Below are 24,189 nucleotides of genomic sequence, written 5' to 3' on the forward strand. Positions count from 1 at the left end.
ATTAAACTGAACATTAAAAATATACAAAAATTATTTCCCAGGAAAGATGCCTAGTCACCCGTCTTTCGTAAAATTTCGCATAAAAGAAAGACTAACAGTAGATTTCTGCAAGCAAACAAGGAATAAAATGAAGCGGCTTAGTCCTTTCAATTATTGGACTTAAGCCGCTTATAAGTTATTTTCCCTGTCACTATTTGTCTTGCATTTCGTGTAATTGCTGCTTGATCTGCTCTAAGTATTCTTTATTTTGTTGGACTGTATCCAAATGCTCACCATATTCCTTTGCATTCATAAATGCATTTTCTGCATGTTCGATTTGATTGAAAGCATGCTCAATCGCTATCTCCTCTGGGTGTGACTTTACATGCTTCAATAAACGCTCCGCTTTTTGAACGGAGTTCCCAAACAAAGTGCTTGGGTGATCCTTTTTCCAACTCATATCTGAGTGCTTAGCCAATTCTACCTCTCCCCTTCCTGCCATTTAAATAAATAATCTAGATATAGTATTGTAAAATGAGCAGAAAATATGTACGGACAAAGTGCGAATATCTATGCAATCTAAATTTTGACTTTAATATTTGCATCCAAAATAAAATTTCTCCTTCTCAAAAACGAAAAAAAGAAGCACTAATGAATGTTTCCTCTACAAATTTTCTTTAGCCATTTTCTTATTGTCAGTATGAATGCTTTTCATCCCTTCAAAAAATGAATATTCTTCACTTAAGTATTTTTCTAATTCTTCATTATCATGAAGAAGCTGCTCTAAGTAATACTTCGAGCTGTTTATCCTTTTTTGAATTTCCTGTTGATTTTGCGTTGTCGTACCGTGCCCAGGTACGTGGGTCGTTATTTCATGATTAAGCAAAATATTTTCAGCTTTATTGACCGTATTTACATAGTCTTTATAGTTGCTAAAAATAAATGGAAACTCAATATCTGACAAATAATCGCCAGAAAGAAACAGACCATAAGGCTCAATAACTGTAAATATACCATCATTCGTATGACCCGGTGCTTGATAAAATGTCATGGTAAAGGAATCGAATTCTACTTTTTGTCCGTCCTTTGAAACGACAATATCTACATTTGGATATTGAGGTGAATAACTTCTATTCAAATAATATCCTTGGTCAAATTGTTTAATTTTTTGCATGATATCTTCCTTGTTAGGATTTTCATCAAATTGTTTTGAGGCAATTACCTTAGCTTTTGGGAATGCCCCAGACCCAATAATATGATCAAAATCACTATGTGTATAAACAATATATAGTTGTTTATCACCTCTAATCTCGTTTATATAACTCTTAATGTCTTCAATTTCAGTAGGTAGCCAATTAGGATCTGTCATAATTACTGCCTCATTCGTTTGAATGATTGCCGAGGTAGTCATATATAACACACTTTGAAAAACTGTAATATTTTTTTTTTGAATTGAATCACCGAACCACCCTTTTCCCCTTATTTTCTTTTGATAATGAGCTAGTTTCTATTCCTTAATTCGAGCAATATATATAAAATCCTTCTTTAGGAAAAAAAGTATGCGAAATCAATTTGAATTTCACATACTCTTAGCTTTCTCTATAGATACAAGTATTCATAATTAACGGATCTATTATTTTTTGCCCCTTACTTATGATACGATTTCTCATGACTAGTTTTAAATGTAGAATCAAATCAATGTCACCTATACATTAGGTAGGAACCTTATTTCAATCAAGGAGAGTCAACATGAACAACAATAAGGACAACACAGAAATCATCTTACTTTCTGACCCATCAGAATGTTTAAAGCATCCATTTCATCATAAACAAATTGTCTTTACCGGGGCACTTTCCACTATGACACGCTTAGAAGCTGCAAAAAGAGTACGAGCTTGTGGAGGAATTATGCAAGGGGCGGTTACACATGATACAGATTTCCTTATTCTTGGGAACAAACGTCGCGGTATAAGTACAAAACAATTAAAGGCCGAGAAGTTAATGAACTTCGGCTTAGACATTCAAATAATTATTGAAGATGATTTTAATTGGCTCATTTCAATGCAAGAAGAGCTACCTAAAATTTAAATAGCTTAGTTTATTCGAACATAATGTATATATCAAATTAAACATTATCCTCACTATTTGTGGGGTTCTTTTAAACTTGAATATTGATACGGAAACAATGTATAAGGCACTTAACTAAGGGCGCTCTTTTATTATTTAAATACATCCCTTGATATATTCAACTTTTGCGTTAAACGCCATGTTGGACTTTCCTTTTTCCATCAAATTGATGAATGGACTTCAATATTAACTTGTATTACGTTACAAAAAAAGACATATTCATTTTATCTGAATATGCCTGTCGGAATTAGTTAGCTTATATTCTCAATAAAGGGATCTGTAAATCTTTTTATACTTACTTTCAAAAAAGAAAAGTTCTTTGAGAATATCTCAGAAAATCAAACTTTCTTATGATACGTATTTCCGGATTGAAATTACCTTAATAAATCAAAATTCCTTTGTCTAGAACAGATGTATTTTGCACCTGATTCCCTAAAATATATAGCTTTTTCAAATTAGGCAAATTCACCAAAGGCTCTACATTTGAAATAGCATTATTTTCTAAATGAAGCTCCTCAATTTGTTGCCACTTTTCCATAAAACTTAATGATTGTAGTGAACTATCTTGTAAAGTGAATGAACGTAGCGCTGTAAAGCCAGCGAAGTAAGGCATAACCTTATCAACTTCATTCACCCAGTCACCATTGTCTATTTGAAAAGATGCATCATTCAAAGTTAAATGCTCCAGGTTGTTATTGTTAAACGAATTTTGCCTATCAATTTGAAACTTACACTCATTACAATTTAATGTTTTTACATGCTGTAAATTGAATAACCCACTCGTCTCTTCATAAAAAGTTGTCTCATTTAAATTTATTGTTTGCAGATTTGGGAGTCGATTTAAAGAAGCGATGCCTATGAAATCACTTCCTTCCATTGCTGTAAGTTGCTCTAACTGTGGGTATTTTAGTAATTCTTCTCCATTCAAATACGACTGCGCCCCACTTATTTCAACAGTCAAAGATTTTAAAACAGGTGCCTCTAGCTTTGGGAGCAAAGAACTTGTTAATTCTGCTTTTTTTAAATGGGGTGCTACAATCGACGATATTTCACCATGATAACCAGTTATCGATAAATCGGTCAGAGAAGTCAGGCTGTTTACAATATCATGCAACTCTAATTTAAAAAGAGAAGCTAAACGCAATTTTGTCAATGAAGACTTATTTCTAAGGCGTTCTACATTTGTAATATCCATATTTTCAAGATTGAGCGATTGCAGGTTGGGCATATTTTGTATAAAATCAAGCGTTTTTAAATTTCTTACCGCTGTAAGCTTCAATTCTTGTAATTGATTCAGTGAATAGAATGAGCTAAAATCTGTCGCTTCACTTAGATCTATTGTTAACGACTCTAAATCAGTTAATGAAGACAACCACTTCAAATCATTGGCAGACATTAAGGACAATGATTTTAATGGCAGTTTATTCAGCAGAGGGAAGTCTGTAACCGTCTCAGTGTAGTACGAAATTTCAAGTGATTGAAGATTGGGAAACTCTAATAATAAAGCCAGTTCATCATTACTTCGAATTTGGATAGAGAGCTCTACAACATTAGACTTATCACTAAAATATTCAGCAATTTTACTAAATGATTCATTAAAGCTACCTGTATAGCTTTTTAAATCTTCCAGATGTCGGAAGCTTACATTTTCACTTCGTGATATTTCATAATCGCCCATCAAATTCAATACCGTCAGACCAGTAAAGGCTTCAAAATCTTTTTGTTCTATTTTTTGTGTATTTAATAACTTATCCATAATGATATAGTTAGAAATTTTGGCTTGCTTTTTTGTGAATGGATCATCAAGACTGTAATCAAAATGCCACTGATCTTCAGAATGGTATGCTGCCAAATAACGGATACTTGCGATTTCTTCTTTAGTTGGCATAGCTTCACCTTTATCAAAAATATCTTTTAAAAAGAGTAAAAGAACTTCGCTTTCAGGCATTTTTCGAACAGGTATTTTCTCACGGTTACCATATTCTGTTTGATTGCTACTTAAGAGGAAATAGCCAAGGAATACACAAAGGAATACAATCGGTACCATTAAAAGAGCTTTTAAATTCGTTTTTGGACGTGTAGCTTTAGTTGTACCATAATAATTATTAATCGTCTGATCAACATAATAAACTTTATTCTCTTTCAACATTATTTCAGTTTCACAAAAAGGACATTTGAATGATTGTTCCTCTTTATATTCAATTTTCCCATTACAATTTGGACAATTTAATTTAATGAATTCCACTGGCAGTCCCTCCCCAGCTCTATTTTCAATTAAGCTTAGTTGTCTGAAAAATAAATGTCAATATTTCCTTTAAACACTAATTATCTCCCACCTTTAGACCTACAACAAAAAGTCGCCCAAGAAATTACCACTGTTTGATATATTTAAATTTACTTTCGACACTTGAAATACAAGGAATACCTTTGCTTAAAGAATGATTGTAGTCCTACATAAAAATGCTACTAGTAAAAAGACGAAATGCTCTTGAGATTTTTTTACTAATTTTTATATTTTTTAACCTACCTGTTTATCACTACTGTAAAATGAAAAGACTGGGACATTCGATACGAATTAAGAAATAATTTAATAAAAATTTATACAAGATAAGGATAATAATTGGGGGTTCATATATATATGTCTATGGAACAAACGAGGTATTCTCGACTAGCTAATATAACAAAAATGATAAATATGAAGCTAGATTTACGTGAAGTATTAGAGCAGGTAACAATAGCAATTTCTGAAGAAATCGTCACATGTGATTCTGTGGGCATTTATTTACCACAAAAAGATGGTACATTCAGAGGATATGTAGGAAAACCAGCAGTTATTAATGGCTGGACTTTGAACATGCATATAATTGATACCGAAATAGATTTACTAGCAAAAGAAGTAATTGAAACAAAGAAAACCATCTATATTCCTGATACTTCGAAGGATAGTCGACCTGATCCCAGAGCAGTTGAGGGGTTCCATATTAAATCTTTATTAGTTCTTCCCATCTCCTTTGAACAAGAGTTATTTGGCCTTGTTTTTTTATTTGATTATGGAATTCCGATGAACTTAACAGACGAAGAAATTCAAACGGTCGAGGCATATGTGAATATGGCCGCTGTTGCTATTCAAAATGCAAACAACTTAACTTATAAAGAACGCCTTATTAATGAAAAGCAGCTGCTGCTTGATGTTACACGTGACTTATCAATGTGCTCCTCACTACAAGAAAGCCTTGATAAATGCTTTTTCTACTTAGAGAAGTTTTTAGATAATAAAAATATAGGGATTCACCTTTTAGATCCTTTAGCAGAAAAAAGAATAAAACCGGCTAAGTTGAGTAAGGAAAGTGATTGGACAGAAGAAAATTGGCTAAAGACACATAACAAATTTAAAATTGATCAAAGCAATGATGCTGTAATGCAAGAGGTTTTTGAAACTAAAAAAGCCATTCTTATTCCAAATGTATTTGAGGATGATAGACCTAATCACGAAGTTTGTCGTAATTTCGGCATAAACGGTTTAGTTATGTTTCCTCTAGTTTCAATGGGTGAAATTTTAGGGCAAATATCTATTGTTAATCTTGAAGAAAAGGCATTTTTCTATTCAGAAACTCAATTACAGCTAGCTCAATCCATTGTTGACACTACAGCATCTGCATTATCAAACCTTATATATATGGAAAAGCAAGAAATCATTATTGAGGAGAGAACCTCAGAAGTAATAGACAAAAATAAAGAGCTTGAAAGAGTTGTAGCGGAGTTACAGCAGCTTAGCCGTGAAAAAGAGTTAATTCTCAACTCTGCAGGTGAAGGTATCTTTGGATTAGATCTTGATCGAAACATTACATTCTGCAATCCAGCAGGTGCACTCATGTTAGGTTATGAAACAGAGCGAGAATTAATCGGAAAATCCGTCGACATTATTATGAGTGGTAATGAAACGGAAGACAAAATTATTATTTCATCCTTTTTAAATACTAATTTCAACAGCTACAAGGTGTTTTTTAGAAAAGACAACTCCAACTTTCCAGTAGAATATGTAACCTCCTTAATAAAAGAAGGAGACAAAATTGTAGGAGAAGTTGTCACATTTAAAGATATAACTCAAAGAAAGCAACTAGAAGAAAAGATTAAATACCACGCTTATTTTGATAGTTTAACGAATTTGCCGAATAGAATTCTTTTAATAGACAGACTAACTCAAGGGCTGAAGTATGCAAAAGCGAACGGAGAAAAGTTAGCAGTTCTCTATTTGGATTTAGACCGTTTTAAGTTAGTAAATGATTCGCTTGGACATAGCTATGGCGATTTATTACTTCAAGAGGTTGCCAAACGTTTAAGTACTTGTGTCCCAGAAGATGCAACTGTATCACGGCAAGGAGGCGATGAATTTACAATTTATTTGCCAAATATTAAATGTGAAAACGACATTTTGAAGGTTATTAATTGTATTAACGCTTCTTTCTCTAAACCCTTCAACCTAATAGACAATGAAATATACATTAAAACAAGCATTGGTATAAGCCTGTTTCCTGATAACGGCGATACGACAGATACGTTAATCAAAAATGCAGACACAGCTATGTACAAATCAAAAGAAACACCTGGTACTAGCTACCATTTCTTTAGCGAAGGAATGGATACGAGAACTTTTGAAAGTATTAAGCTTGAAAATGATTTATATAAAGCATTAGAGCGAGATGAACTTATTATCTTCTATCAGCCACAAGTAAACTATAAAACAAACAAAATTAAGGGCGTTGAAGCTTTATTAAGATGGAATCATCGAGAACACGGAATGATCACACCAGATAAGTTTATTCCACTTGCTGAAGAAACCGGTTTAATCGTCCCTATAGGTGAGTGGGTTCTTAAAGAAGCTTGCAAGCAATTGAAAGAATGGCATAACCAAGGATGTCCTTTAATTAGTATGTCTGTAAATTTATCCGTCCATCAATTCGAACAGAGTAATTTATTTTCTATTGTAGAAAATGTCCTACAAGAAACAGACTTGTCACCTGAGTATTTACAATTAGAACTTACAGAAAATCTAATTGTTAAAAATACACAATTAACATTAAAAACAATGATACAATTAAAGGGACTTGGGGTAAATTTAGCCATAGATGATTTTGGAACCGGATATTCATCTTTAGGTTATTTGAAAAATCTGCCGATTTCCACATTAAAAATTGATAAATCCTTTGTACAAGAGATGTTAACGGATGATGCAGCAGCGATTACAAATACAATTATTACCCTCGCTCAAAATTTAAAGCTTGAAGTTATTGCTGAAGGAGTTGAAACAAAAGAACAGGCTGATTTTTTATTGAGACAAAATTGTTATTTAATGCAAGGTTATTTATTTAGTAAGCCCATGAAGGCTGAAGATATTATGAAAAAATATTTCTATTAACTTAACGTTCTATATTATAAAAAAGGGAGATTTATAATGAAAGCAGCTCGTACGGTCTTAGAATATTTAAAAGGTAACGGTGTTCAATATATTTTTGGTATTCCAGCCGGTTCAGTCAATGCATTTTTTGATGAACTGTATGATATGAAAGACTTAACACCGATTGTAACAAAACATGAAGGCGCTGCTTCATACATGGCCGCAGCTTACGCAAAATATACAAACCAGATGAGCGTATGTATTGCTTGTAGTGGGCCTGGTGGAACAAACCTAGTAACAGGTGCTGCAAATGCTATGCGCGAGCATTTACCGGTTTTATTTTTAACCGGTGCTGTTCCAGTTAGCACAATCGGCTTAAATGCTTCTCAAGAGTTGGATGCTCAGCCGATCTTTCAACCAGTTACTAAATACAGTGTAACAGTTAAAGAATCAAAGGATTTACTGAAAGAAGTAGTAAAAGCCTCCGAAATCGCTATATCCGGAGTGCCTGGTCCAGTACATATTGCTATACCAATAGATGTTCAACACGAAATAGTGCAAAACATAGAAATACCAGCTCCACCAAAAAGAACAGCAATAGTTCCTACTATGGATACTATTAAAAATGTAGCTGAGGAGCTAATAAAAAGAAAGAACGGATACATTTTAGTAGGACAAGGCGTAAGAAATTCAGTTGAGCAATTACTAGAATTAGCAGAAATTCTAAATTGGCCGATTCTAACAACACCGCAAGCAAAAGGATACATTCCTGAGAATCATCCTCTTCTAGTTGGCGTTTTTGGCTTTGCTGGTCACGAGGCTGCCTCAGAATTAATAGCTGAAGGCGATGGACAAGTACTGTTAATCGTGGGTTCAAGTTTAGGAGAAACAGCTACAAATAACTACAACTTAAACCTTACGAAAAACCGTTTTTCTATACAAATGGACTATGATCAATCGGTGTTCAATCGAAAATATGAAATTGATCTACCTGTACTAGGTGATATCAATTTAAGTTTACTATTACTTATAGAAGAGTTAAGAACTCAAGGGTTTACAACAAAAGAGATTGCTCTTGAGGGTAAAGAAAATAAAGAGCCTCTTGGAGATATGGAAGAATATAATACGAAAAACGTTCTAATAAATATTCAAAAACATTTACCATCCTCCACTAGATATACAATTGATATTGGTGAATTTATGTCCTATGTCATTCATCACATGAAGGTTTTAGATAATGATACTTATGATATTAATGTCCATTTTGGCGCAATGGGAAGTGGAATTGGATCTGCCATTGGCTCAAAGTTAGCTGAACCTGAACGTCCTGTTGTATGTATCACAGGTGATGGTTGCTTTTTCATGCATGGAATGGAAATATTAACAGCAAAAGAATATAATATCCCAATCTTGTTTATTGTTATGAATAATGCTCGCTTAGGAATGGTATACCATGGACATGCTCTACAGTTCCACCGTACTCACCCATCTTTTGAGCAAAATCCAATTAGTATTAGTGCTTTGGCATCAGCTATGGATATACCGAATTTCCAAGTAACAGAACTACAAGATATTAACCAAGATACGATAAATAACTTACTGAATTTAAATGGACCCGCAATCTTGGAAGTAGTTTTAACAGATAATAACACACCTCCTATGGGAGACCGAGTTAAATTTTTATCTTCCTTTGGAAAGTAAGAGGTTTTAAATCAATTATGCCGAGGCATAATTGCGTCCGGAATCAGCTTTGTGCTTAGACCTACACGAGGGCCAACACGATGTCGGTCATTTCGGTAATGCCACAGGACGTGGCGTTTTTACCGATGCAGGTCAGTTAGCCATTATCGCATGGATACGATGATTTTAGGCTAACATCCCTAAGAACACCTTTCCGATTCCGTAACATCCGCCGGAGGCTTTGTGCCAACAGATGTTTTTTGCGCGAAAGCGTAGTGCTAACGCAGCGTCAGCATGAGGTTGGTCACTCAGTCATTGCCACAGGACGCGGGATTCTTAGACTGAGTTCCTCTATTTCAACGGGTGTTTGGATACCCGCTGAAAAGTAACTTAAATCCGCATTCATCTCACCTCCTATAGAGGTGGCAGACTTCTGCTGAGAGAAGTTAAATATGAAAAGTCATATAGATTGGGAATCATATTCCCCTATATGACTTTTTTTCTTACAGAGATTTTCTATCTCCAATTATATGTATTTGTTTGTTTATAAATTTGAGAATGACTGTTGGATGACACCAAGTATAGCGCCTATTGTTTTTCCTTTGAAGGCATCTGGAACAGCCTCACCTGTTGGATTTGAGAAATAGTAACTACCGATATTTTCATCGAAGTGATACCCTATACTCGTTAGTGCATGTTGTAAATCAGAAGGTAATGCTACTAACCCAGTTTGTTCAGTGAAATAATTTGTAGGAAAGACCTTTACGTCAACATCACTTGCTCCAGTATATACTACAAATAAGTCTTTTTCATGTTGAACAATCCACCGACCTTTTGAATATAAAGAAATTCTTGCTCCTTCTAATGAAGATATCGCTTCTAAATTAACACCAAAAATTTCATTTATTATTTTGCGAATTTCTACCCCTGTTATGTCCCAGTCATATTGATGTAGATAGGAATCTATTACCTCTCTCCCCGTTGATGAAGAAATTCCATCTATCTCTTCCTTCTCTTTTGATAAAATAGGTGTCTCATCTAAATTAATCTTGAAAACTAAATCTACAACATGACAAATCTCAGAACTACTAATTCTTTTTCCATAAGAGTCCAAATACTTGTCCATCATTTCTGTTCTTTTCATTGTTAACCCTCCGATAACAGCCACACTTACTTATAATACATTTTTGTAAATTGTCTAAGCGCGGTTCATTTAAACAATATTTTTTCTTCGTACTTGCGCTCCTTCTTTTAACAACCTTATAACCTTTTTTGCTTCCGCTCACTATTAATTAACCGAGAAACACGTATAGAGCTTTCTAAGTATTTTCTAACTTTTATATTTACAAAGAATGAACGGTGACGTTCTTCATGTTCATATAGCATTAAACATGTTGTTGTCGATTTTCTCTGTATTTAAAGCTGTTGTACCATCCAAAAGATATACACCCGATAAGAAATCAAGAACAATGCGAATTATATAAATTACTGCTAGATCAGAAAATATCTAGAGTTTCCCTAGATCATTTATCCTTAATTTCCTTTTTCTAGTTTATCATGAATTTAATTTAGAGTTAATAAAACCACCTAAAACATTGTATTATCAACGTTATAGGTGGTCTCTTTAATAATCTTACTTATGATACAGTTCACCATATCAAAGTAGGTGCTACATCTACTTTCCTACAGTAATCAACCTTCACGCCTTTTTGAAAACTAAACTTCCCCCACATGTTGTATGACACAAGTTAATCCAGAATATAATAAAAGCGAACGATATTTAATCCTTTTTAAATTTTATAAGCTCTATAAGCCAAAATTAATAAACCATGCTCTCTTGAAATTGAAAAAGCCCCATACATATTTTCAAACTTAAATAAATCAACTACAATGGTATGTAAATGGATTAAATTCTAAAATATACCCATTTATCTTTATTTATACAAATATGATTTAGAGGAGCACGAAGATGAAAAAGAAGGTTATATCCTTACTCATGACCATAATAATGGTCCTATCAGTTAGCTTATCAGTGTATGCCGATGAAAAGTCGCCACCAGCGACAAGAGGAGAGATTGTAAAAACCTTGTTGATGGCAGCAGACGCTTATCAACCAGGAATTAATAAAGAAGCCATTATTCAAGGCTCTAAAAATGGAGATTTAAGAGAGGATGAGCCAGCTAAAAAGGTTGAAGCTTTAGTCATGTTGAGCAGAGCATTCGGCAAATTGCCAAAGCCTGTCGGAAATGATTTGCGCAGTGGCACATTTGACGGCGAGTTCTCCGATGTACCCGCTTGGGCTAAGAAAGATATCGATAAACTGGCAAAAGCAGGCGTACTGACGGGCAACCCTGACGGCACATTAGGCGCAAATGATACTATTACGATCGATGAGTTCCAAAATATAATTTCTAGAATTTGGTCGCTTAAAGGCTCCCATTTAAATGACGATTTTTATGAAGCAATCAATAAAGAATGGTTAAATAAATCGACAATTCCAGCAGGAGAAATCATGGGCGGAGTATTTTCCGAGCTGTACAAGCAAAATAACGGTAAAATAGAAAAAATAATAGATGAACTCGCTGGCAAACAGTTCGCAGAAGGAACAAAAGAACAAAAAATTGCCGACTTCTATTCGACGGCGTTGGATTCAAAAAGTAGAAATAAACAAGGGATGGAGCCCATCCAAAAATATGTAAAGGCAATTGACGGGGCTAAAACGCTTGATGAACTCGTTCAAGCAGATCTTATCCTGGAGAAAGAATTGGGTCTAACCTCATTATTTAGCTTTTCAATCATGAACGACGCAAAGAACAGCAGTGAAAATGCTTTGTATTATTCTGGATTAACTTCTGTTCTGGATAAGAACAGCTTTGTAACAGAAGACGCGAAAGCGAAAAAAGCCTATATTCAATATATGACCAAACTTCTTGTGTCGTCGGGCGAGGAAAAGTCTGCTGCAAATGCACTTGCCGAAAAAATATATGATATGGAGAAAGGCTTAGCTTCTGTATCACTTGAACCTCATGAACAAGGTGACGTCAATAAATACTATAATCCGTATACAATCGAACAATTCGATGACATGTTCAAAACAGTAGATATGAAACAAGTCTTGAAATCGATGAAAATCGACAGTGCTGATAAAGTGATCGTAACCGATGTGAAGCTGGCGCAAAAAGGCGCGGATTTCTTGACTGAGACTAATCTTAACGTACTTAAAGCTTACGCCAAAGTGCAATTGATTATGGCAACGAGCGGTTCGTTGTCAGATGAATTCAGAGATGCTGCTATTGAGTTTGACGCAACGTTATATGGCGTTACAGGTGAAAAAACAGCTAAGGAAATCGCTATAGCCAAGACAACTGGCACAATGGGCGGATATTTGGAGCAAATGTTTGCTGAGAAACATTTTTCACCAGAAGCTAAAAAAGATGTTGAGCAAATGGTAGATAAGTTAATTGCTACGTATGAGGAAAGAATCAAATCTCTTGATTGGATGTCAGAGACAACAAAAGCTAAAGCAATTAAAAAGCTGGATACGATGATTGTTAAGATCGGTTACCCAGATAAATGGGATACAACATTAGATAAAGTAGCTATCAAGACATATGACGAAGGCGGTTCACTGCTCTCTAATACCGTCACAGTAAACAAAATATACATTGATGACATGAAAGCCAAGCTAGGAAAACCAGTGGACAGAACGAAATGGACAACGAGTGTATATACCGTAAATGCCTTCTACAATGCTTTTAATAACGAAATTACGTTCCCTGCCGGTATTCTCCAAGCACCTTTCTATGATATTAACGCTAAACCTGAAGCAAACTATGGCGCCATTGGCATGGTCATTGGCCATGAAATCAGCCATGCATTTGATAACAATGGATCTGCATACGACGAAAATGGAAATGCAAATAACTGGTGGACAGAAGAGGACTTTAAGAAATTCAAAGAGAAAAACCAAAAACTAATTGAGTTCTATAATGGAATTGAGATTATTCCCGGTGTGATGAACGACGGTCAGCTTACACTAAGCGAGAATGTCGCTGATTTAGGTGGAATGGCAGCTTCATTGCAAGTTGTAGCTCAAATGAGTAATCCGGATTATAAAGCATTTTTCAAAAGCAATGCAGAAGTATGGAAATCCACAACTACAAAAGAATTTGCAGCAATGCTGAGCAAAAATGATGTACATTCAGCCAATAAAATCCGGGTAAACCGCACGATTGTGAACTTCCAACAATTCTATGATACCTATGGAATTAAGCCTGGAGATGGCATGTATGTAGCTCCGGAAGATCGAGTTTCCATCTGGTAAAAATCAGAACAGAAAGCTAATTCTGATAGCTCTTACAACAGTGTATAAAGGCAAAGAGGTTGACTAGGATATCCTTTTTAAAGTAAATACACACCGAAATAAAAACCCCAAGAATGTTGATTTCACAACAATCTTGGGGTTTGCTTTTTTAAAGAACACACTCAATTATTTAGAGGATTTTTTATGTAGATATCTTGTGTAATAGATTTTAAAACTTTTTTATAGAGAGCAAAATTTGGGACGCGAAACCTACAGATGGGATAGAGGCTTCGATAGAGGAGACCCTTTGCATTCATTTTACCGAACCTACAACTGCTTTTTTATTTAGTTATGACTTAAAAGGTACAGATATTTTTTAAAACGAAAATCGCTTTTCAACATTAGAAAATGTACAAAAGTTACTACCCTCTTTTATTAAAACTGACATTATTAAATTTGGATAAATGAAAACCACCAAAAATACTGACATTCCAACGTTCTAGGTGGTTCTTTTCATAAGCCGCACTTACTAATGATACGGTTCACCGTAACGTAACTAAATGAGGTTTTCGATCAAATGTACTCATACATTATTCTTGCCCTACGCATGTCAGCTATTCACTATTCGTCGCTGCTTTATTATCATCTAGAAAGAGAGATGGAACAGCATTTACGGTTCCTATAGGTAAAAACTATAGAATATTTATTCTATGAAAAAGGCGAATTAATATTTGCTACCCATTTTTACCATTCTCACCCTTATTTATTGCACGACCGCCTCCACCAACCGCATGCTGCTGTTTCGTATTAGAACTTCCTATGGCTGAATTAGTTCCTCCCGTACTATCTAAACCACTTCCGCTTGCTACCTGAGTAGCTGACGACTGTTTTTGCCCCTTATTTATCTGATTATTGATGACGATAACAATTTCTTCGTCACCATCCCAGTCTTCATGCTGTTCATGAGGTTCAGTTTGCTCCCCCTTCATACCGCTGTTTCTAGCTACCCCTTGTGCTCCCACACTTTGCTGTTGATCGGTATTCGAGGAATCTATTGCAGCATTCTATTTCTTCCTGCTCCACTTGCAATTTGCGTGGTATTAGGTGCACTAGTGAACTGATTATTTATAACAATTACAACCTTTAACTTATCCGATACAGGAGCATCAGTCCTAATTTCTTCTCCATCTTTTTTTACAATAATCCTTACTTTTTCATTTTTACTTTCCACACCGCTTTGTAATTCCTTGGAATTAGACCCATCATTACTATCTTTATGACCTCGTTGATTTGACATTATACCACCTTCTTTTCAATTTAGAATAATATATCTTATTCGAAGTAGAAATTCAGATTTAGTCAAATACATTAATTTAGCTAAAATATTATTTGGAAAATATCTTTGTGTATAGCATTCTACAAAAATCTCCCCATGGTGAAGTGTATGTCTATCCGCATTATCCAATAAATTTTTCACGTATCGCTCCAATAAGTGCAAATCATCAATGACATTTTGACGGAATTCTTTGGTTTAAATCATTTTTTTAGAACCTTGCTATCCAGAGGAACTTCTATTCTCTGCTTTACCACTATTCTGTTCTCATAAGTTCATTCTTTTTATACGGCCAAACAACAAAAAAACACTTATTCTACTATTTGGGGAGGTGCTGTACTATTTTTCAAAAAAAACCGTACCTACTTATGGTACGGTTCACCGTGACATGTGTAAGTGCGGTTTTTAATCTCTAATTCTATGCTAATTTAAAATTATATCTTTTCGCTCTTATAATTAAAAATGAAGGTCGACGAAATTCTCTATTAAGACTTGGTAAATTACATATTGTTTCTTTAGTTGGTATTGGCTCAATTAAGTCGCCGCTGCTGAGGAAGAAGCAGCTTGGTCAGCCTTTACACAATCAATTGCGACAACGAGCGCAATAATGATAGCTTCCATCTCTTCATTCAATATTTGTACCTTGTAGCTATCGCCCCAAGTGAACCACTCCTTGTTCACTTTACCGACGACTTCACCATGCTGTAAGATTTGAAAATCCATATCCCACCAGTTACCTTTTACCTCAATGCCTGCCGCATCAATTGTATAGCGTGCTTTAAAGAAAGAAAACTCCTTCTTAATCGTTAACATCTCTTGACCGTTTACTTCAACAAAAAAAATCGGTAAAAAGCTGAACACCTTTTTCGTAATAAGCGCGACATCATCTCTTGCTGCATTCATTATGGAGAACGTTTTTGGAATTTGCATAAAACTGCCCTCTACGTAATAAACATCCTTCTCCTGCTGATCTTTTACCGTAAATTTTCCACTTAAGCTGAATACCTTCTGCTTTATATAAAGTTGCTTCATACTACGCCTCCTTTTTAATAGCATATTACTAAAGCCATTTTTATCATATATAATATTTAATGAAATTTGCCTAGGAGAAAAATATTTTCAAAATTTAAACCACCTAAAACGCTCACAAATCAACGTTCTAGGTAGTTCTTTTTAAAAACCGCACTTACTTATGATACGGTTCACCCTTCATAATTCTAAAACTCCTATAAACCTGCTCCACCAAAACAAGTTTCATTAGCTGATGTGGTAATGTCATCTTTCCGAAGGATTGTTGCTCATCAGCTCGTTTTAACACGTCATCATGTAAACCAAGGGAGCCACCGATGACGAACGCGATTTTACTTTTGCCGTAGGTCATTAGAGATTCAAGATCTGCCGCCATTTGTTCTGATGTTTTCATTTTGCCGTTAATGGCTAAGGCGATAACGTATGTATCTGGGCCGATTTTAGATAGAATACGTTCACCCTCCTTTTTCTTGACGATTCCCATTTCTGCTTCGCTTAGCTGTTCGGGCGCTTTTTCATCTGGTACTTCGATTATATCCATTTTTGCGTAGCCACCCAGACGTTTTACGTATTCATCTATGCCCATTTTTAAGTACTTTTCTTTTAGTTTTCCGACTGATACAATCGTTATATTCACACGTTATCCACCTTTACATTTCATTTACAAACAAATTATCCACAGAAGTTATCAACATATCCACAAGCGATTCCTATATCTTGTGTAAAGCTATTTACTTGATACAAGATATTCTGCAGGTCGTTCACAGTAGCTACATTTTGTGGATAACTTTTTATCCTCTTCGACTTTATCCATAATCGGGAACTCTTTTTGCTCTGCCACAAACATGTCTAATGCGTGTTCTATATGGTTTTCACAGCTGTATTTTTCCATTTTTACACCTCTTCTTATTTTCCGAAATTTCCACAAACTTATTCACAATTCGGTCTATGTTATCCACAATCTATTGTAACAAAGGACAGGCAAGTATGGAAGAATAGGCTTCATACCGCCACTCACCGTGTTAATGTTATTATTCACAATTTTCTAGTTATCCACAATATTTTTTAAATCATTCTTATTAATTCAACGGAAAAAATCAGTGGAGATCATATAATCCCCACTGATTTTTAATTTACAATGAATCACTATTTGTTAATGTTAGTGATAGTTCCACTATTTTACCTTGACGATATACTTTCATCGTTAATTTATCACCAATTTTTTTGTCATTATATAAATGTTTACGTAAATCGATTGCCGTTTCAATTTTTTTGCCATCCATTTCAACTATAACATCGTATTGTTGAATGCCTGCTTTTGCAGATGGAGAGTTAGCTACGACATCTGTAACAACAACACCTGTTGTTAAGTCTTTTGGCAATTGTAACGTCTGCTGTTGGTAGAATGACGGAACATCCGTTAAGTCCACTAATTGAATACCCATTGTTGGACGTTTCATTTCACCATTTTTCTCTAATTCCTCAATAATTGGAATTGCTGAGTTAATCGGAATTGAGAAGCCTAAACCTTCAACAGAAGATTCCGCAATTTTCATGGAGTTAATACCGACTAATTCACCAGCAAGATTAACAAGTGCACCACCACTATTACCAGGGTTGATAGCTGCGTCTGTTTGTAATACTTCTTGTTGCCAATCTTTTGTGCCATCACTATTTATGTCCACTGGTACAGAACGATCTTTACCAGAAACAACACCTGTAGTAACAGAGCCATAGAACTCTAAGCCAAGTGGGTTACCGATTGCGATAACTGTTTCACCTTGTTTTAATACATCTGAGTTACCAAATGTCGCCACTGTCTTAACATCTTTAGAGCTGATTGAAATAACAGCTAAGTCTGTCCAAATATCGCGACCAACTAATTGCGCTACTTCTTTCGTTCCATCTGGCATTGTTACTTCTAACTGTTTTGCACCCTCAATAACATGGTTATTTGTCACGATAAAGGCTTTATCACCTTGAACTTTGTAAATAACACCTGAACCGCTTCCTGCAGGCTGTTCTGATGAAGCTTGTGGACTCCAGAACCCTCCCCTTGCTACTTCTTGAATATTCGTGATCCCCACAACAGCCCCAGAAGCTTTATCTACGGCTTTCGTAACATCAGTAGTCACTTCTGTTGCAACTTGATTAATGGTTGTTTCATTTTTACCTGTGCTGCTAGTCGTTGTACCTGGCATTTGATTGACCAGTCCAGGCATCATGAGCCACACGAGTAAAGCGCCAATGATGACACCGATAAGACCCGTGAAAAAATAACCGCCCTTACCTCCGCCACCGCCTTTCTTTTTATGACGCTTCTCTTGCGTTTCTCGCTCCTCTTGTTCGAGTCGCTCCTGAAGAGGTGACTTCTGTATATCATCATTTTTTAGAAAATCATTGTTTTTATCATCATCTTGAAAATAGCTCATTCTCCTCGTCCTTTCTCCTATTAGTATTTGTTAGTTGTTACCTTAATATTACGATTCAAACATTAAAATCAGATGAAAAATAAATAAAATGGACATAAAAATGGCTGTTCAATCACATTTTCTATAAAATGTGATTGAACAGCCTCATTAAAGCTTCATTTTTTTATTGTATAATTCGATATGATTAACTCACTAAGCCAAAAACAATGTAGCTGCCGTTTCACTTACGTTACATAAAACATTTGCTGAAAAAGTTACACAGTAACTAATTTTGTTGGCTCTTCTGCATCTGTATCAAATAAGTTTAAATACTCTCCGGCGATAATGCCGCAGGATTGCAAGGTTTGTGTGACACTCATGCGCGCAAGCTCTTTCATATTATTATCTTTACTTAAATGTGATAAATAAATATTTGTTGGTTTTTCAAAAACTACCTCACTCATTGCTATAGCTGCATCCTCATTTGAAACGTGCCCTACATCACTTAAAATACGACGTTTGATAGACCACGGATAGCGCCCCATTTGCAGCATATTTACATCGTGGTTACTTTCAAATACAAAGGAGTCAGCACCTCGAATGATACCCTTCATACGGTCGCTAACATAGCCTGTATCTGTAATAACAACAAGCTTACGCCCGTCTTCATGAAAACTATAGAACATTGGATCTGCTGCATCATGTGATACGGCAAAGGATTCAACAGCTAATGAACCGAAATGCTTTACCGTATCCATTTCAAATTCAAAACGTTGCTCCAAAGGTATATCCCCAACTAGCCCGTCCATTGCTTGCCATGTTTTGTTGTTTGCATAAATAGGTACATTATATTTTCGTGCCAATACACCTATTCCTTTAATATGATCACTATGCTCATGCGTAACGAAAATGCCACTTAGCTGTTTCATATTACGGTCGATTTTTGTAAATAGTTGCTCCATCTTTTTGCCACTTAGACCAGCATCGACAATAAATGCATGATCATCATTCTCTACATAAATCGAATTTCCTGTACTGCCACTTGCTAAAACACTAAATCGCATCATTCAACTCCCCAGTCTTCCTCTTCACCTTGTTGCTTGTCTCCTTGGATTTCAATAATTTTTCCATCAATAGCATCAACAAAGTACTCTTCCAGTTCTCCGTCCGATAATTCCACTTGTACTTCCCATGTTGGTATCAACACTTGCGTTTGCGTTAATTTACTAAATGTCGAGTAACCTAACTTCACTCGCGTAATACTCGAGTCTGGCTTTAATAGCGTTTTATTATATAGTGTTTGGAAAATTTGAAGTGGTGGAATAACAGTTTCCTGTTGCTCCATCTCTTTGAAATTTTCAATCATTGTCTGCTCATACTTTATCACTTCGTTATCCATATTCCAGTGTATTTTTAATATGGCACTATCATTGTAATAGAACATTCGGTTATTTTTCTTCTGGAAGAAGACTGCGACCCGTTCCTCACGGTCTACCTCCCATAATGCATAAGAATCTCCACTTTTAACGTTTGTATGGACAAAATCGATAAAACTTGCATCATCATTAATATTTCGTAATTTCACAGGATTGACGAAAATAGCACTTATTTGTCTATGTTTATCATCCATGAAACTAACTTTCTGATTATTATCAGGAGCAGTATTTTTAAAAACATGCACTTCGCCTGTAATATAAGAAGCAAACTCGTTACCACTAGGCAGTGGCCCATACGTAATATTATCATCTTTTAAACGGGCTTCTATTGTTTTTTCACCTAGTATTTCTACGCTCTGCGCTTCATTATAACGGTCTAAATACAACCAATACAAGAAGATATTTAAGATTAAAAAAACGAATATAAAAATAGATTTTGTTCTATTCCAATCCATTTTTGACACCTCCTACTACTTCAGGCGTCAATCTCGTGGATACACCGTTCCGAATAACAAACCAGCAAGGCTCTAATGTCACAATTGTGCTTTGATTATGAGTCAAATAGAATCCCACAACAATGTCATCTACATCTGATAAAACAATGTTATTTAGCATTTTAATCTTTTCAACGACTTCCGTTCCTGACGGAAGTTCTTTTATCTCTCTTTCGGATTCAATATCTTTCCCAAAAGAAAAGTATGGACGTTTGTAGACGAAAATACGTTTATCTCCCCAAACGGTTGTAATTCGATTTATAGTCTGTTCACTATAAATCGGCAATCCATGTAAATATAATTGATACTCTAATTGGTTATTACTTGTACCTGTTGATACTAAGCGATAATCATCTGTAAAGCCTCCGGATTCATTGATAAATTCAAAACTATCCTTCAAGAGCTTGGAAGGTTCTATTCTGATACTACTTTCTGCAGCTGGATTTACATAGGTCAATGATTTCAAATTTGAATCAAGCACCATCTTTGATATTCCATCATGATATTTTTCAGTAGTTGCACTTTCATCAGCTCGCCGAACATTTTTTAGATTTGTAAATACTACATTTTTAAACAATTCAGGTTTCTCTTCAATAAAATGCGTATACTTTGCAGATTCAATTTTATCGTTTGCAATATATAGTGAGGTAAAGCCCTCTCGCTCAACCTCTTTAAAAATGCCATATGTTTTCGCTGGCTCAATAATATTTCGTACAAACTGATTAGCATTTTCTAAACTAACATGGGAACGCATCAATGATTCATTATTGCCACTAATGAAAAACACCTGTAGGTCTTTTTTATTATAAGTACTCCAATCTATAATCATACGATTAAAGGTTGTTTCAGGTAGCTCCTTATCAGCAAATTGAAAAATTGTATTAAAGGCAGAGTAAGGAATCTCACCAGTAAAAAAGACAGTCATACAATTATTAGTACGAATCATCTCGTTTACAGAGCCGGCCGTAAGATTATTGTTTACAGGCATTAAATCTAGAACATTCCATCCTTCAAATATTTGCATAATATCTTCCATTGCGCTATTAGAGACCGTTCCGGTAAATTCCTTATCAAAACGAAAAATAGCTTTATATGGACGAATGACATCCGCCACTTTTTTTTGTGGTCCAATCAGGATTTCTTTGCCCTCAGTCTGTTCAATATATTTATAATTTGGCGTGTATGTCCAAATCATAAAAGTTAAAGCCACACTTAGCACAACGAGTAGAAATAATACAACTGATTTAACTGGTTCTATATATTTCATTCCCACTCACCTGCCTCGTCAAAATCATCTAAATTAAGTGGTAATGTGAAGAAGACTGTTGTTCCATGTCCTTCCTCACTTTCAGCCCATATTTTACCGTCATGAGCTTCAATCATTTCTCTGGCAATAGCTAGCCCTAGCCCAGTGCCTCCCATAGAACGAGCTCGAGCACGATCTACTCGATAGAAACGGTCAAAAATACGTCCAACATTTTCCTTAGGAATTCCCATACCATCATCAGATATCATAACCTTCAGCATATCTCCTTGTACTGTAAAGCCAAAGCGAATATTACCTCCATCAGGTGAATACTTAATTGCATTGGAAATGATATTATCGATAACCTGTGTCACCTTATCCGTATCAATATCTACATAGTATGATGCCTCTGGTAATAAACGTTCAAATCTTACTTTGTCTGACTTAGACATTTCAAAACGATCAATAATACGGTTAAAGAACGAATTGAATAGAACAATGTCTTTATTCAACTCATAATCTGAACTATCCATTCTTGATAACTGCAATAAGTCATTCACTAAACGGATCATACGCTCTGTCTCCGTTTGTGTGACATTCAAAAATGTTGGAGCAATATTTTCATCTTTCCATGCACCATCTGCTAACGCCTCTAAATAACTACGCATCGTCGTTAATGGTGTCCGTAATTCATGTGACACATTCGATACAAATTCTCTACGATCCATCTCTATTTTTTCCTGCTCTGTGATATCATGCAGCACGGTAATAAGCCCATTAATAAAGCCTGTTTCTTTTTGAATAACCGAGAAATTCGCACGTAAAATATACGGTGCGTCTGCTGTACTGAAATTTAAATTCACCGCGTCATTCATATAAATTAAATCCTCAAAACTATACTCTTGGTCAATACCTAAAACAGATGCAATCGGACGACCTAATGTAATATCTCTTGAAATATGCAACAGTTCTAGTGCAGGATCATTAATAAGAATGATGCGCCCTTTTCGATCTGTCGCAACAACACCATCCGTCATATTACTAAGGACCGAATCAAGTTTTCGCCGCTCTGCCTCTGTAGTAGATTGCGCCTCCTGCAAGCGATTCGTTAAATGATTAAAGGTGATCGCAAGCTGTCCTATCTCATCTGTACCATAAACCCGGACTTTTCGAGAATAGTTACCTTTTGCCATCGCTTGTGCCTGCCTACGCATATCTGAAATCGGCTGTGTAATTGTTCGTGCCACTAAAATACCTAAAAAGATAGTAATCACCAAGGACACCGCCGTACCCCCAAGGAAAATACCGTTAATTTCATTCACTTGTTCGAAAACAGATTCAATATTAGCTTCAATGTAAAGTACCCCTACAATCTCATCATCAGGACCTGCACCATCTCGAATCGGCGAAGCTAACACCCACACTCGATTTCTTGTTTTATTATCAAGTTTAATGTTTTCAAATAAAGTTTCTGCAGAGATTGCACGACGCACGAGATCATTATTAGAGCGCTGTCCAATCAAACTTTGATTGTCTACCTCGGATGTGGCGCGAATACGTTGTCTATTATCGATGACACGAATTTCTAAAATATCGCTATTAGAAACTTCCCTCAAGCCTGTTGAAAACTCCATAACTATCGTTTTCAAGCTCTCTTCAAGAGACGGCATACTATTTTCATCGCGTTCTTTTAACATTTCTTCACGAATGCTATATTCCATCAAATCGACACGTTGGAAAATGGATTCTCGGAAATTGCTCTTTAATTTTTCCTCTAATTCTTGCGCAAAATAGATTCCTATTATTTGCAATGCAAGTAAGATGAGTAAAATGTAAATTAGTACTAGCTTGACATGAATTGATTTAAAGAAGCTTACTTTCTGCATGCCTTTTTACTCCTGTTCAGGATTTCGTAAATAATAACCTACACCACGGCGTGTAACGATCCAAGCAGGATGACTAGGATTGTCTTCTATTTTTTCTCGTAGACGACGAATTGTTACATCAACTGTTCGTACATCGCCGAAATAGTCATAACCCCACACAGTTTGCAGTAAATGTTCACGCGTCATTACTTGACCGATATGCTTTCCTAAATAATGTAATAACTCAAACTCCCTATGTGTTAGTTCGATTGCTTCATCACGTTTCAATACTAAGTAAGCGTCAGGCTGAATAACAAGAGAGCCTACTACAATTTCATTGGATTCTTCCTCGACCTCTTCAGCAGTAGGGGCTACTACCTGTAAACGACGCATGTTTGCCTTTACACGCGCAATCAGCTCTCGTGTACTAAATGGCTTCGTCACATAATCATCTGCGCCCATTTCTAACCCTAATACTTTATCGATCTCAGAGCCTTTTGCCGTTAGCATGATGATCGGAAAATCATATTTTTTTCGTACTTCTCTACAAACTTCCATTCCATCACGCTTAGGTAACATTATATCTAAAAGCATTAAATCTGGTTGCTCTTCCTCAACCTTCTCTAGGGCTTCATCTCCATCATAAGCGCAAATAACTTTGTATCCTTCTTTTATTAAATTAAACTGTAAAATATCTGCGATTGGTTTTTCATCGTCAACAACTAAAATGGTTTTGTCCATATATTTCTCTCCCTTTCGCTCTTTATCTATTCTTAAACAATGTGTATTTTATCTATTATGATTTGGCTTTGTAGTTAGTCCTGCAAATGTCTTTTGTGCGAAAGCAAAGTGACAGCAACAACATGAGGGCCGACACGATACAGGTCAGTT

General features: G+C 35.5%; 17 protein-coding genes and 1 pseudogene. 4 read left to right on the forward strand and 14 right to left on the reverse strand.

Annotated features, from left to right (window positions below):
- Positions 1-190 precede the first annotated feature (190 nt).
- Both AC3WSO_RS24040 and AC3WSO_RS24045 read right to left on the reverse strand, forming a co-directional pair.
- A complete protein-coding gene (locus AC3WSO_RS24040; protein WP_079563395.1) occupies positions 191-457 on the reverse strand; it encodes a hypothetical protein in 267 nt (88 codons plus the stop codon).
- A 186-nt stretch (positions 458-643) separates the two neighbouring features.
- A complete protein-coding gene (locus AC3WSO_RS24045) occupies positions 644-1,390 on the reverse strand; it encodes an MBL fold metallo-hydrolase (RefSeq protein WP_492534157.1) in 747 nt (248 codons plus the stop codon).
- A gap of 338 nt (positions 1,391-1,728) precedes the next feature.
- On the opposite strand from AC3WSO_RS24045, the gene AC3WSO_RS24050 reads away from it, so the two are divergent.
- Positions 1,729-2,067: a BRCT domain-containing protein gene (locus AC3WSO_RS24050; RefSeq protein ID WP_492534159.1), complete on the forward strand. Its 339-nt coding sequence runs from the start codon at positions 1,729-1,731 to the stop codon at positions 2,065-2,067.
- A gap of 418 nt (positions 2,068-2,485) precedes the next feature.
- On the opposite strand, the gene AC3WSO_RS24055 is transcribed toward AC3WSO_RS24050, so the two are convergent.
- On the reverse strand, positions 2,486-4,351 hold the full coding sequence (locus tag AC3WSO_RS24055; protein ID WP_492534161.1) for a leucine-rich repeat domain-containing protein: 1,866 nt from the start codon (positions 4,349-4,351) through the stop codon (positions 2,486-2,488).
- Positions 4,352-4,744: 393 nt separating this feature from the next.
- Here AC3WSO_RS24055 and AC3WSO_RS24060 point away from each other — a divergent pair, with 393 nt between their 5' ends.
- Positions 4,745-7,522 carry a bifunctional diguanylate cyclase/phosphodiesterase gene (locus AC3WSO_RS24060; RefSeq protein ID WP_492534163.1) on the forward strand — a complete coding sequence of 926 codons (2,778 nt, stop codon included), beginning with the start codon at positions 4,745-4,747 and terminating at the stop codon, positions 7,520-7,522.
- Between the two features lie 36 nt (positions 7,523-7,558).
- Positions 7,559-9,202, forward strand: a complete 1,644-nt coding sequence (locus AC3WSO_RS24065) for a thiamine pyrophosphate-binding protein (RefSeq protein ID WP_492534164.1) — start codon at positions 7,559-7,561, stop codon at positions 9,200-9,202.
- Between the two features lie 523 nt (positions 9,203-9,725).
- Here AC3WSO_RS24065 and AC3WSO_RS24070 read toward each other — a convergent pair.
- Complete coding sequence (locus AC3WSO_RS24070) at positions 9,726-10,325, reverse strand: hypothetical protein (protein ID WP_492534166.1); 600 nt, start codon at positions 10,323-10,325, stop codon at positions 9,726-9,728.
- 825 nt (positions 10,326-11,150) lie between these two features.
- Here AC3WSO_RS24070 and AC3WSO_RS24075 point away from each other — a divergent pair.
- Positions 11,151-13,505: a M13-type metalloendopeptidase gene (locus tag AC3WSO_RS24075; RefSeq protein WP_492534168.1), complete on the forward strand. Its 2,355-nt coding sequence runs from the start codon at positions 11,151-11,153 to the stop codon at positions 13,503-13,505.
- A gap of 713 nt (positions 13,506-14,218) precedes the next feature.
- On the opposite strand, the pseudogene AC3WSO_RS24080 reads toward AC3WSO_RS24075, so the two are convergent.
- The 10 genes and pseudogenes from AC3WSO_RS24080 to yycF all read right to left on the reverse strand — a co-directional run bounded on the left by AC3WSO_RS24080 (position 14,219) and on the right by yycF (position 24,039).
- Positions 14,219-14,715: pseudogene (locus AC3WSO_RS24080) on the reverse strand (hypothetical protein).
- Positions 14,716-15,351: 636 nt separating this feature from the next.
- Complete coding sequence (locus AC3WSO_RS24085) at positions 15,352-15,849, reverse strand: LURP-one-related/scramblase family protein (RefSeq protein WP_492534170.1); 498 nt, start codon at positions 15,847-15,849, stop codon at positions 15,352-15,354.
- Positions 15,850-16,003: 154 nt separating this feature from the next.
- Complete coding sequence (gene rlmH, locus AC3WSO_RS24090; protein ID WP_492534172.1) at positions 16,004-16,483, reverse strand: 23S rRNA (pseudouridine(1915)-N(3))-methyltransferase RlmH; 480 nt, start codon at positions 16,481-16,483, stop codon at positions 16,004-16,006.
- A gap of 90 nt (positions 16,484-16,573) precedes the next feature.
- Positions 16,574-16,738 (reverse strand): CxxH/CxxC protein, encoded by a 165-nt coding sequence (locus AC3WSO_RS24095; RefSeq protein ID WP_492534174.1) that lies wholly within the window; start codon positions 16,736-16,738, stop codon positions 16,574-16,576.
- Positions 16,739-16,979: 241 nt separating this feature from the next.
- Positions 16,980-18,278, reverse strand: a complete 1,299-nt coding sequence (locus AC3WSO_RS24100; RefSeq protein ID WP_492534176.1) for a S1C family serine protease — start codon at positions 18,276-18,278, stop codon at positions 16,980-16,982.
- Positions 18,279-18,532: 254 nt separating this feature from the next.
- Positions 18,533-19,321, reverse strand: coding sequence for an MBL fold metallo-hydrolase (locus tag AC3WSO_RS24105; protein WP_197142936.1), 789 nt, complete (start codon positions 19,319-19,321; stop codon positions 18,533-18,535).
- A complete protein-coding gene (locus AC3WSO_RS24110) occupies positions 19,321-20,148 on the reverse strand; it encodes a two-component system regulatory protein YycI (RefSeq protein ID WP_492534178.1) in 828 nt (275 codons plus the stop codon). The genes AC3WSO_RS24105 and AC3WSO_RS24110 overlap by 1 nt, the downstream gene beginning before the upstream one ends.
- Positions 20,135-21,454: a YycH family regulatory protein gene (locus AC3WSO_RS24115; protein WP_492534179.1), complete on the reverse strand. Its 1,320-nt coding sequence runs from the start codon at positions 21,452-21,454 to the stop codon at positions 20,135-20,137. Before AC3WSO_RS24115 ends, AC3WSO_RS24110 begins: the two co-directional genes overlap by 14 nt.
- The gene (gene walK / locus AC3WSO_RS24120; RefSeq protein ID WP_492534180.1) at positions 21,451-23,319 is read right to left on the reverse strand and encodes a cell wall metabolism sensor histidine kinase WalK; all 1,869 of its coding nucleotides are present in this window, start codon (positions 23,317-23,319) and stop codon (positions 21,451-21,453) included. Before walK ends, AC3WSO_RS24115 begins: the two co-directional genes overlap by 4 nt.
- Positions 23,320-23,325: 6 nt before the next feature.
- Entirely contained in the window at positions 23,326-24,039 is a 714-nt protein-coding gene (gene yycF / locus AC3WSO_RS24125) for a response regulator YycF (protein WP_049662630.1), read from the reverse strand.
- Positions 24,040-24,189: the final 150 nt, after the last annotated feature.

It is taken from the genome of Lysinibacillus sp. EB106-09-02-XG168 (assembly GCF_058791475.1).